12 protein-coding genes are annotated in these 11,728 nt (G+C 44.0%); 5 read left to right on the plus strand and 7 right to left on the minus strand.

Annotation, left to right across the window (positions count from 1 at the left end; genetic code table 11):
* Positions 1 to 474, plus strand: a 474-nt coding sequence (locus RH85_RS08305) for a tyrosine-type recombinase/integrase (RefSeq protein WP_006711774.1), incomplete at its 5' end; no start/stop codon positions are given.
* 117 nt (positions 475 to 591) lie between these two features.
* Here RH85_RS08305 and RH85_RS08310 read toward each other — a convergent pair.
* Positions 592 to 1,635 carry a GMP reductase gene (locus tag RH85_RS08310; RefSeq protein ID WP_006711775.1) on the minus strand — a complete coding sequence of 348 codons (1,044 nt, stop codon included), beginning with the start codon at positions 1,633 to 1,635 and terminating at the stop codon, positions 592 to 594.
* A gap of 507 nt (positions 1,636 to 2,142) precedes the next feature.
* On the opposite strand from RH85_RS08310, the gene RH85_RS08315 reads away from it, so the two are divergent.
* Positions 2,143 to 2,712, plus strand: coding sequence for an outer membrane beta-barrel protein (locus RH85_RS08315; RefSeq protein WP_006711776.1), 570 nt, complete (start codon positions 2,143 to 2,145; stop codon positions 2,710 to 2,712).
* Here RH85_RS08315 and RH85_RS08320 read toward each other — a convergent pair whose 3' ends face one another.
* The 4 genes from RH85_RS08320 to RH85_RS08335 all read right to left on the minus strand — a co-directional run bounded on the left by RH85_RS08320 (position 2,713) and on the right by RH85_RS08335 (position 6,566).
* On the minus strand, positions 2,713 to 4,113 hold the full coding sequence (locus RH85_RS08320; protein WP_006711777.1) for a bifunctional ADP-dependent NAD(P)H-hydrate dehydratase/NAD(P)H-hydrate epimerase: 1,401 nt from the start codon (positions 4,111 to 4,113) through the stop codon (positions 2,713 to 2,715). It abuts the gene before it with no gap.
* A 205-nt stretch (positions 4,114 to 4,318) separates the two neighbouring features.
* Positions 4,319 to 4,756: a PAS domain-containing protein gene (locus RH85_RS08325; RefSeq protein WP_006711778.1), complete on the minus strand. Its 438-nt coding sequence runs from the start codon at positions 4,754 to 4,756 to the stop codon at positions 4,319 to 4,321.
* Positions 4,756 to 5,766 (minus strand): response regulator, encoded by a 1,011-nt coding sequence (locus RH85_RS08330; RefSeq protein ID WP_006711779.1) that lies wholly within the window; start codon positions 5,764 to 5,766, stop codon positions 4,756 to 4,758. The genes RH85_RS08325 and RH85_RS08330 overlap by 1 nt, the downstream gene beginning before the upstream one ends.
* 338 nt (positions 5,767 to 6,104) lie before the next feature.
* Positions 6,105 to 6,566 (minus strand): TetR/AcrR family transcriptional regulator, encoded by a 462-nt coding sequence (locus RH85_RS08335; protein ID WP_006711780.1) that lies wholly within the window; start codon positions 6,564 to 6,566, stop codon positions 6,105 to 6,107.
* A gap of 501 nt (positions 6,567 to 7,067) precedes the next feature.
* On the opposite strand from RH85_RS08335, the gene RH85_RS08340 reads away from it, so the two are divergent.
* Together RH85_RS08340 and RH85_RS08345 are read left to right on the plus strand one after the other, a co-directional pair.
* Entirely contained in the window at positions 7,068 to 7,364 is a 297-nt protein-coding gene (locus tag RH85_RS08340; RefSeq protein ID WP_006711781.1) for a YfcZ/YiiS family protein, read from the plus strand.
* A gap of 113 nt (positions 7,365 to 7,477) precedes the next feature.
* Entirely contained in the window at positions 7,478 to 8,089 is a 612-nt protein-coding gene (locus tag RH85_RS08345) for a hypothetical protein (RefSeq protein WP_006711782.1), read from the plus strand.
* A gap of 112 nt (positions 8,090 to 8,201) precedes the next feature.
* Here the strand turns inward: RH85_RS08345 and RH85_RS08350 are convergent, their stop codons facing one another.
* A complete protein-coding gene (locus RH85_RS08350) occupies positions 8,202 to 9,302 on the minus strand; it encodes a 1-acyl-sn-glycerol-3-phosphate acyltransferase (RefSeq protein WP_006711783.1) in 1,101 nt (366 codons plus the stop codon).
* Between the two features lie 189 nt (positions 9,303 to 9,491).
* On the opposite strand from RH85_RS08350, the gene RH85_RS08355 reads away from it, so the two are divergent.
* A complete protein-coding gene (locus RH85_RS08355) occupies positions 9,492 to 10,094 on the plus strand; it encodes a cupin domain-containing protein (protein ID WP_006711784.1) in 603 nt (200 codons plus the stop codon).
* 35 nt (positions 10,095 to 10,129) lie between these two features.
* Here RH85_RS08355 and RH85_RS08360 read toward each other — a convergent pair whose 3' ends face one another.
* Positions 10,130 to 11,485 (minus strand): alpha-amylase family glycosyl hydrolase, encoded by a 1,356-nt coding sequence (locus RH85_RS08360; protein WP_006711785.1) that lies wholly within the window; start codon positions 11,483 to 11,485, stop codon positions 10,130 to 10,132.
* Positions 11,486 to 11,728 lie beyond the last annotated feature (243 nt).

Raw genomic sequence — 11,728 nt, forward strand, 5'->3', positions numbered from 1 at the left:
ATCATACTCGATATTGTTGGGCAACATGAACGCAGTGACATGCTTAAAATCGTAAAGTTGTGTCTTTCTACTGGCGCCCGTTGGAACGAAGCAGCAAAACTCAAAAACTCTCAGTTAACAGCATATAAAGTGACGTTCACTAACACTAAAACCAAGAAAAATCGCTCTGTACCGATTTCTAAAGAGTTATATGAAGAGATCTATAAACCAACCTCAGGTGAATTGTTTGAACAGTGCTACACGCCGTTCTGCTACATTCTGAAAAACAAATTAGGCATCACTTTGCCTTCCGGCCAAGCATCGCACGTTTTGCGACACACGTTTGCCAGTCACTTTATGATGAACGGCGGCAATATATTGGTATTAAGAGATATCCTTGGCCATGCTGATATCACCATGACAATGCGATACGCTCACTTTGCTCCCGATCATTTATCTGAAGCGCTCACTCATAACCCTATCGCCAATCTCTAAAACCACTAAAAAATTTTTCCTCTGCCGCCACTTTGCCGCCACTTACCAAATTCTAACAAAAAAAAGAGCCGCTATAAGCGGCTCTCAATTGTTCGTTTTTTAGGAAAAGTTTTCTAATCACTCTTTGCCGAATACGTTGTTCTCTTGCTCTTGCACGCGGATGAATGTCGTACGCTTCGTTAGCTCTTTAAGCTTTGCTGCGCCTACGTATGTACACGTTGAACGTACGCCGCCAAGGATGTCTGAAATGGTGTCGTGCACTGTGCCACGGAATGGCAATAGTACGGTTTTACCTTCAGCTGCGCGGTATTTTGCAACGCCGCCAGAGTGCTTCGCCATTGCTGACTGTGAAGACATTCCATAGAATTTCATGAACATCTTGCCATCTTGTTCGATCACTTCACCGCCTGACTCTTCGTGACCTGCAAGCATACCGCCAAGCATTACGAAATCAGCGCCGCCACCAAATGCTTTTGATACGTCACCCGCACAAGAACAACCGCCGTCACCGATGATCATGCCGCCTAGGCCGTGTGCCGCATCACCACACTCGATGATTGCAGAAAGTTGTGGGTAACCGACACCCGTTTTAACACGAGTGGTACATACTGAACCAGGACCGATACCGACTTTAACAATGTCAGCACCTGCAAGAATAAGTTCTTCACACATATCACCAGTAACTACGTTACCAGCTGAAATGACTTTGTCAGGAAATTCAGCACGTACTTTTTCTACGTACTCAACAAGATGCTCAGAGTAACCGTTCGCAATATCAACACAGATGAAGATAAGTTCATCAGAAAGCGCCATGATGTCTTTCGTCTTCTGGAAGTCAGCTTCTGACGTACCGGTAGAGACCATTACGTTGTTCAACTGCGATTTTTCTGCGCCTTCAACAAACTCAGCCCAGTCAGCAACTGTGTAGTGTTTGTGAACGGCGGTCATTACACCATGCTCTGCTAGGGCTTTAGCCATTGCGAAGCTTCCCACTGAGTCCATATTCGCTGCAATTACAGGTACACCAGACCATTGACGACCGCTATGCTTGAATGTAAAATCGCGGGTTAAATTTACTTGAGAACGACTTTTTAAGGTAGAACGTTTCGGGCGAAACAGTACATCTTTAAAACCTAACTTAAGTTCTTGTTCGATACGCATTGTGTAATTCCTTGATTCATATAGCTATGTGTCACTGCAGAGTGCGTCAGTAATTTCGTTTGCAGACGAAGTTACTGTTTGTCGGACACAAAAAAAACCGGAGCGTTTGCAGACGCTCCGGTTTTCAGCATTATAGGTCGTGATTTCTTTCTCGCAAGTCTGATAATTCTATTTTTTTTATGCTACAGTTGGGCTTCCTTGCATATCTCGCAATCCTAAAACCTCTTCTATTTCTAACAATCCCATATCTTTCATTAACTTAAACCATTTTTAACGCACTCCTTTGCGCAATGGTTTGCGTCAGCTTTGAGGCTACCAAGCAGCCAAAGTTAAGTAAGTGTGACAAACATCACTCATTCCTGGTCAACTCTCCCTCTCGGCAGACAACATTTAGATGCGTTTTTCGCAAAGTTTTTTTGTCCAAAACGGACTAAATTTCACTTTAATTAGAACGCCACTCTATATAATGGAACTTTAGCTATGTTATAAACCTACTGAGAATAGAATATGACCCGACAATTTTACTTAAACACGCTAAATCTAGTGTTAGCGGCGTTCATTTTTACCGCACTAAGCTCCCAAGCCTTCGCAGCTAGCCGTCACTCCTTCTATGGTAAAACCGGCGTTTCAACCTTTAAAAAAGAAGACCATTCTCAAAGTGGACTCTATTTTCAAGGTGGCTATAACTTCAATCTCACCCCTTTTCTTGCATTAGATTTGCATTACACTCGTGCTAATTCTTTTAATTCTGATCTCTCTGCCTCAAGCCATGACTTTACCGTTGAAGCAGACGGGGTTGGTGCTGGGGTTAAACTCGAACATTACATTGGTCGAGTCAATTTGCTCGCAAAAACAGGGGTAAGCGCATTACGTATCACGGAGGAATACTGGGATTCAGAAACTCTTCAGTTTGAGAAAAATAAAGAGAGCATTACCAGCCCTTACATTGAAGTAGGTATAGGTATGATGTCACCTTGGACTAAAAACTTGAATATTAGCCTTAACTACAACTATCAACTCGCCAATGACGTTTGGGATATTTCCACTTTTTCTCTCAATGGCCACTACTCTTTCTAGTTAAATATCTTTAGCCATTACTTCAGCTTGGAAAATCGCTTCCCTTAACGTGTCAACCACATCGGAAGCGGTTAACCCACACATACCATGAGCGGACACATTCAGATCCGCTGCGTGACTATGTAACATAACCCCAAGTCGAGCCGCCATGGTTATCTCTATTCCCCGCGCTAACAAAGCAACTAAAATACCGCTTAATGCATCTCCCATTCCCCCTGTTGCCATGCCTGCATTACCCGCGCGACATACATAATGACAATCGCTATCGGTAACAATAGTGCCGGCGCCTTTTAGCACCACAACACCGCCGTATTGTGTTTGCAACGCTCGACTGGCTCGATATCGGTCGCTTTCTATTTCAGCAATGGTGCATGCGAGCAATTCAGCGGCTTCACCTGGGTGGGGTGTAATGATTCTCGAATTATCGATATTGGATTCGCGCGCGAGTAACTTAAGGGCATCAGCATCGAGCACTTTTACCTTGTTCGAACGAGAGGTGCGAGAAAACAACTGCAATGCGTGCTCACCTTGCCCCAAGCCAGGACCAAGTGCAATGGCATCACACCACGTTAAACGCTGCTCTAGAGCATGCAGTTTCCAATTGGCGAACATCGCTTCTGGGCTTGTCACTAATCCTACGGAAATGTTTCGTTGTTCTGTTAAGCAGGCCGTTAGGCCCGCTCCTGATTTCAAACACGCTCGCGTAGCAATAAGAATTGCACCACCTAAACCGTAATCTCCGCCCACCAGCAATGCTTTACCCTGTAAGCCTTTATGAGCACAGGGGTCCCTGCTTGCGATCTGTTTAATAATACTTGGAGAGTCCAAATGAGCTTGCGCTGACTGGACTTGGTCAAACTCCGGCTTAATACCCAAGCTAGCGTAGTGCAGCACACCCACATAACGACGAGCTTGCCCGGTGACTAGACCCTGCTTTATCCCGATAAACGTCACTGTATGTTTAGCTTGGATACACACACCAAGCACTCTTCCCGTATCACTGCACAAACCAGAAGGGAGATCGACAGCCACTACTGGCAATAATGATTGATTAACCGCTTCAATTACCTTTGCCACTTCAGCGCGCACTGCACCTCTAACACCGATGCCGAGTAGCGCATCAACCACCACATCAAACCCTTTTATTTCAAGCGCTTCACCGCTTTGGATTTCACCGCCAACGGCAACAAAATCTTGATAAGCCGTGAATGCATCCCCTTGTAGCAAGCCAGGCTGTTTTACCGCTTTAACGGTGACACTCATTCCCTGTTCAAGGGCCAGTTTAGCCACAACATAGCCATCACCACCGTTATTACCACCACCACATAGAATTAAGAGCCTCGCCTGCTTACCGTAATGATTCATCAGCAACTTGAAGACCTCATTACCAGCAGCGAGCATCAACTGATACAGTTCATATCCTGCTAATTTGGCTGCAACAACCTCACCTGCTTTACTTGCTGGGCGCAGTATAGAGGTTCAGGTTGATACATAGTGATTCCTTATGGCTTTCAAGACTGTAGATAACAAAAAGGCTAGCATAAGCTAGCCTTTACTTTCGTGGTTCTCGACCCAAAACAGACATTAGGCGCTCACTGCGCCTGGTTTAACGTGCTTTAGAAGAGAGCGCTTCTGCAGTCGCATCTTGTATCGATAGGAACAAAGATCGAATCTCGCCCGTTGGAGTACGCATCGGGTTTAGCGTGATGTTCTGATACATAAAATCCGCCTGCTGTGTTATTGGGCGCACGTTTCGACACTTAAACAAATACGGACGTTGTTGCCAAGTAATGAAGCTTCTGCAACCAAGATCGTATACCGGTTTCGTTTTCAACTTAAACCACTCTTGAGGGATCTCAGGAAACAAAACAAAGATCGACTTACCAATCGCATCATGGGCTTGAATACCACTGTGGTGAGTCATAAAACCATTCCACACTTGTACATTATGATCGCGATCGAGCACAACTAGGCCTAAATCAACGTTTTGTACCATATCCACCATCCAGTGGAACTGCTCAAACTCTGCAGGAAGATGTAACATTAGAAGTCCTCCATTAAGTACGACAGCTTACTATCCAGTAGCGACAGAGATTCATCGACAAACATAAACAGAAGATCACAGCGGATCGAAGTACCATTAATCGCATAGCTCACCTCAAACGTCATCGTTTTGCTAAATGAGCCGCTGGTAGATTCGATAACCGAATCAATTGAAATATGCTGACCAAGCAATACCGGAGAGCTTTGGAAAAAACGAACTTCCGCTTGCGCGCCCAGTCCATTTAGGAAAGAACCGACGAGGATATTAGAGACATCCATCAGCAGTTCAAGCTCTTCAAGCTCCTCGCTGTCAGCCGGCACTTTCATTAATTTCTTAAGATCTGAAACACTCGAATCACTAAGGAGCACCAGTGCTTCACCAGCAATACCTTCACCACTAAATCCTTGGCACACACCCGATACTTGATCGTTGTTCGCCAGATCACGCAGCGCCATGTGCAGCTCGCTGACTTCTAGAATGGCAACATTCGGTAGCGGTAAATGAACAAATACATCAAAGTGACGTGCAAGTGCATCCGCTGCTCGGCCAATTGAAACGTTGGCCACTTCCATATATATATCGCGACGACGCAAGTTAGGAATATGAACAGGCGTCATCATTACCGGTGCGGTTGGACGACTTTCAGCAGGCTCAACCAACTCTCTCAGAACACTTTTAAGTACCGTCTGATCTATCGGCTTTTGAATGAACGCTTTGGCACCAAGCGACATCACACGTTCTTTAGCCTTGGGCTGAATATCCCCAGAGACAACGACAACGTTAATATTTAGGCCACGTTTTTGGATCTCTTCTAACGTACCAAAGCCATCAAGCTCTGGCATGGTTAAGTCCAAAAACATTATTTTAAATGATTGGTTCGCAAGCTTTTCTAACGCATCTAAGCCATGAATGGCAAAAGTTATTTCAGCATTCAGTGAAGCAGGTAATGAGCGAGCCATCTGTTTGCGTGCTAACGCCGAATCATCACAGATTAAAACGGGATAAGACATCGTTGTACCTACTGCTATTGGTTTAATTTATATTCAAATTGTAACAGATAGTTATAGGGTCAGATACGGTTTAATCGGAGAAAAACCACTCAACTTATAACTCTAAATAGTTATAGCGCATGAAATGAAGATCCATGCACAACGAAGACTCTAAGTATCATCAATAAGAGGTCAAATCACACTCTCGACGATGAGAAAATCAAATCTCGATGATGAAAATTTTGAACAATAGACTGGCCAAGCCAACCTATGGATATTGAGATATGACGCTTAAATTAGATTCGCCATACAAAAAAGCCAGCGTAACAAGCTGGCTTTCAAAACGATGATAATAAGCTTTAGTTCGCCATGCGGATAAGAGACTTACCAAGCAACCATTCAAGCTCTTTTGCACTGTTTGCACCGAACTTGAGCTCCACCGTTTTGTACAAACGCTCAATACCCTTCGCAGCAAATTCATGCGCACTTTCCGCAGTCACGATATGGTGGAAAAGTAGACGCAAGATCGCGAGAAACTCACTATCATCTAACGCCTTTACCCAGCTGTCAGAAAAATCATTTAAGCTGGCATCAAAATTCAAATGTTCAACAAACATTTTGAAAATACGGCCATCTAGTGCGGCAGAAAAATCAGTTTTCTTTGGGAAGTGATGGCTAATACCCGTACGAGACACGCCAGTTTGTTGGCTAAGAGTGGTATATGACATCTTATCATAACCAAGACGAAGAAGTTGGTCAACGACTGCGTCCATTATTTTCTGGATGGTGATCTCGGTATCTTCTTTACTACGCTTTGGCATGTCTAGGTTCTTCTCTTCGTAAATCCGTCTGACTCAAAATGAGTCCATAAAAATAGAGACTCGCAACATCTGTGGAATCTAATTCTTTGGCAGCAGTAACAAAGTGTTAGTGCTAATTTTGACGACAACAGCTTACCATGTCGATAGATTTCATCAGCGATATATTGCTATTGGAACACCGTTTTCTCATTAATGATGCAAAAACAACAAAATGGGAATGCGAGTCATTAATATTATATATATTGAATTATGAATAATGTTACAAATTTAGACTACTTACAACCAAACACCCATTGTTCTGACGTAATAATTGCATTCCAATTTATTGCTATATGAACAGCATCACACAAGAAAGTGTACACTATGTTGCAAAATTGCATGGAATAAATTAAATAACCGCTTTTTCAACACGGAAAACAAATGCCGCCATCTCGTCATTTCTATAGATTATGTTCAAATATATCGATAAAATATCCATGTTTTTTTTAAGAGGATTGTTCGATGAGTAATGAATTAGAAGCTCAAGTATGTGAAGCGTGTGGCTGTGCTGGTGAAATGGGCTTTATCATTAAAGAAGGCGATGACGTAGCTGAAGTAACGATCTTTTCTCAAGATCAAGCGCTACTAGAAGCTGAGCTAGCCAAGTACGTTGATCTTGCTAAACAAGTAAATGCGGCTGTTGAATACCAAACAACAGAAGTTAACTCAGATTCAACTGAATTAACGGTTCGCTTTAAATTCGAAGTTAGTGCTGAAAAACTGATTTTCGAACTAAAAACTCGCTCTCTAGCGCGTTAATTCTGAGGCGGGCGCTCGCCCGCTTTATCTTGCTCCCATCATTGGAGAGCCAAAGTTGACCTTGTCTATTTGGTTAGGAATACTGAAGAACTCGGCCCTAAAGATAACCAATCATGACTCGAACTCTACCTACTCTTTGCCTATTGTGTTCAGCCTTATTGCTAACGAGCACGGTTTCTGCACAAAAGCTCGATTCATTCCGTACGCTTAACCACCTTGATAACTACGGCAACTTAGATTTACGCAATAAACCTTATACTGAATTTGCCGATGGCTTTACTGTTAAAGGTAACCTCAACATCGCCAAAACTCAGATCAAGCGCCTACCTAAAGGCACAACTATTGGCGGTAACCTTGAAGCCTCCAATAGCGAATTAGTCACGCTGGGTAAAGGCTCCACCATCCAAGGTTATGCTAACTTCCTTGGTGCGAAAATTAAACGCTGGCCAGCTGGTATTAAAGTTGGCGGTTATCTCAACTTTACAGATACACCATTGGAAAAACTACCCAATCGTCTGAGAGTTAAAGGGGATCTTAGCGTCATGCGCACGCCACTGACGGCCTTACCCGAAGGCATCGTAGTTGAAGGCAACTTGTTTTTAAGTGGTTCTAAAATTGAACAATTCCCCGATACTATGACGGTCAATGGCAACATTTATCTCGGTGGTAATCGTATTAGTAAATGGCCGACTAACCTGACCCTTGGTGGTGCCGTCGCACCTTAACCCCTTAATGTCTTCAGCTTCGTTTTCTTAACACATCCCAGAATCGCTTAGGTAGACGGCGTAAAAAAGGGTAGCCAAAGCTACCCTTACAGACGTGACATCATTCTATCGACTACGCTTGGTTTTTAACCGGGTTTGCGTAGCTATCAATCAAAAACGAATGCGCACCTTGTGGCAAAGCATCTAATTTTTGTTGTAGTGTGGCTTTTACACTGTCATCAACACTCTCATCACCCGCCGCGAGCAAGTTAATTGGGAACAGTTTGTAATTAGCGTGAATTTGACGATCGATCTCTGCCGCCAGTTCATCTGGTGCCGCAAACGCTTGGTCAATCACATCACCAAAAGCAACGTTTATATGGCCTTTGTTGCCTACAATGCCTTGGATAATACTTTCAATATCTTCAAACTCACCTTTCTCATAACGACCGTTCACGGATTTTTCGTACAACTCGCGCGCTTTCGCTACATCACAAGGGTCGTTCTCGTAAGAAATTGAAACCGGTACGATTTTTAAAGACTGGATATACTCAGAAAATTCGATTTTCTGCTTACGTCCTTCAACGTGAAACATTTTAAGAATTGCAGGTTCAGTGAAATCGTTGCCATCTTTCGCACGCCCTTCTCTTTGCGCTATCCAGATTGAGTTGCCCGTTTCGAGTGAGTGCTTGATGTAAGACGACAACGTACTAAGCGCTTTCATCATTTCACGAGGCGCCTTCGCTGAACGTTTCACAATAAAGCTTTTGTTCAAACGCATGAGCTCAGTCGCACATGGTTTTTTCAACAAGTTATCACCAATCGCGATACGAACGGTATTGTGCCCGTTTTTAAACAAACCGTAGTTCACGAGCGCCGGGTCCATCGCGATGTCTCGATGATTTGATACAAACAAATATGCGCTGTTAGGGTCGAGTTTATCTAAACCAGTGTACGTGACACCTTGGGTTGTGTTGTTCAGTGTCTGATGTAGATATTTTTTTACTTCAAGCTGAATCGCTTCAATCGAATTCAGTTTTGACCATTTAAACTTCAGATACACTTTAACCAATGGCGCCATCAGGGTTTTGAACCATGGTGCATGATTAGAGAAACGGTGCTGTAAGATAGCTGAGATAAACTCTTCATCTTGAATAAGGCGATCAATTGCCGCCGGAATCTCGTCATCATTATAAGGACGAATTTCAATGTAAGGATCAGTATTCGCAGTCATTAGGGTCTACATTAGTGACAAATCGCGGCTCATTCTACGCATAGAATCGCCTCTTGGCAGCATTAGAACACGCATATTTGCTAAGGTCAGACCAGAACCAACCATTCCTGATACACCAATAGCGGCTGTTGTTGGCTTTTTGAGTCGAGAAACGGTAATCTTAGCGCCCCATATTTATCGAGCGATACCATGCACTACGCTATTTCTCATCAGACATCTGATATTCAATTTCTATCCGTCACACCACGTAAAAAGCTGATGAAGCACACATTACTTTCGGTAGACAACGGTTTAGTTCTGGTTCGATTGGGGAAACATGAATATGCTGTCAAGCCCGGCCAAGCAATGTGGCTTCCGTTTGACTGCTTAACGTCGATTTGCTGTTTACCGCAAACCACAATGCAAACCGTCGAGTTGTCATGTCGCGTCACTAGCACTTTACCAAAACAAGCGGGTTACATTGAACTCAATGAGCTCACTCAAGCTCTACTTAATCGTATGGCGACGATGGCAGATGAACATCACGCCAAAATCGATCTACTAACCGTGTTACGTGCAGAGATAGGCCTCTATTCGCCTCAGTTAGATCTTGATGAGTTAAGCGAGAAAATCTCCCATTGGCAGCCAAACGTCACCAGTCCACTCGATCAGAGCGTCCAAGTTGCACTGCGCGTCCGTGAAGCTCGTAAACGCTTGCTATCAGGACAAGACAAAGCAAAAGTGGTCAATGAACTCTTTTCTGGCAATCAAGACGCCTATCGCGCTATCTGTCAATCAGTACTCGGTGAGTAGGGTTTATAAGTAAGTAATAACTCGCTGTCAGTTACTTAACTGACAGCGGGCACCAACATTGCCCCACTGCGAGGAGAGACTTCAACCACCAGCAGCTCTTCTCGCTCACAGCGACTCTTGAGCAAAATATCACGCCACTCTCCCTCAACCGACAGTTCAAATCGCTGAACTTTGTTGGATTTGTTAAGTAGAACCAAGCCTTTATCGCCACGAGCAAACGCCAAAGTATCATCCCCCCACTGCAAAACATGCATCGAGCAACCATGCATTAGATTATGGAATTGAATCATGGCTCTCATCGCAGAGCTTTGCCACCCCTCCAACCAGCGGGGCGAGCCTTGTTTATCTTCCATACCACTCGTATTGAGATCGCTATAGATAAGCGGCACGCCGCCATCGCGCCCAAGAAGATAGATGTAAGCGAGTGCTTCCCACTCCTCTTCCATGACTAATCCTGCAAACACGGCATTGTTAGGAATGTCATGGGTAATGGCAAAGGTGACCGCACGACTTTCAGCTAACGCTTGGCCTAAGCTGTACGGGTCGACCAAACTGGTTAGCGATCCTGTCGGTTGAAAAGCTTGCAATAATGTTTGGAATAAGGGGAAATCGTATGCCGCTAAAGGCGTGGCCGCTAAATAAGGTTCGAGAAAATTCTGATACTCTTGTTTCGTCGCACCACCATCGGTAATAATCTCAGCAAAGATATGCATACCTTCACAAATATCAGCGCTCCATACCTGCGTGAGATGCTCCAACGTCATATGCTTTGCCGCATCAATACGAAATCCTTTGACTCCTAATTGCTTTAAAGCGACTAAGTAAGCACGCTGCTGGCTAACCACATGGGGGTTATCTTTGAGTGTAGGAAGGCCGGGATCATTTTCATCTCCCACCAAGCGACCGTGTTGAACTTGCCACTTATCACGCCAATCGGAAATTCTAAACGCTTCAACAAAATCGACATCCCTAAACAGTGGTAAAGTTAAATCACCAAATAATCTCTGAGCTTGATAATAATCGTGATCTTGTTGATATTGCGCGAGCACATCAGTATTGGGATATTGCAAATCGTGGCGAATATCCGATTCATTGGCCATATGATTGAAAACCACATCGACATACACATGAATACCCAGCGAATCTAACGTTGTTATCATCGAACGCAAAGCAGTTAAGTTGCCGAGTTGATTGTCGACAACCCGATAATCTTGTGGTTGATAGCGCTGCCACCACGGCGTACCTTGCGGCAAACTCAGGGATTTCATTGCCGGAGATATCAGCACAGAGCGATAACCCAGTTGAGCAATAGTGGTCGCTTCCTCTTCAATCAGCGCATAAGGCCAATCGAACGCATGCAAAATCACATCCGTATTTTCAATCTTATCCATAAGAGTCTCTTCGTCACTCCCCACGTGTCTGCTGACCATAATCGCACAATCATCCTGCCAACAACCTAAAATAATTTATGCTCTGTTAGGTAAAACACAAACATCACCTTTACGTGATTCACCACAGCCCCAACTGCGTTAGATATAGTGCTACGTTCACAGTGGCAAAATCATTTTTCAATTTTATACCGAATTCTGTTTGCACGCTTTGCGACGCGTCGCTATGCTGATTTTGTTCCCATC

The organism is Vibrio ichthyoenteri ATCC 700023, assembly GCF_000222605.1.
GTDB classification, from domain to species: domain Bacteria; phylum Pseudomonadota; class Gammaproteobacteria; order Enterobacterales; family Vibrionaceae; genus Vibrio; species Vibrio ichthyoenteri.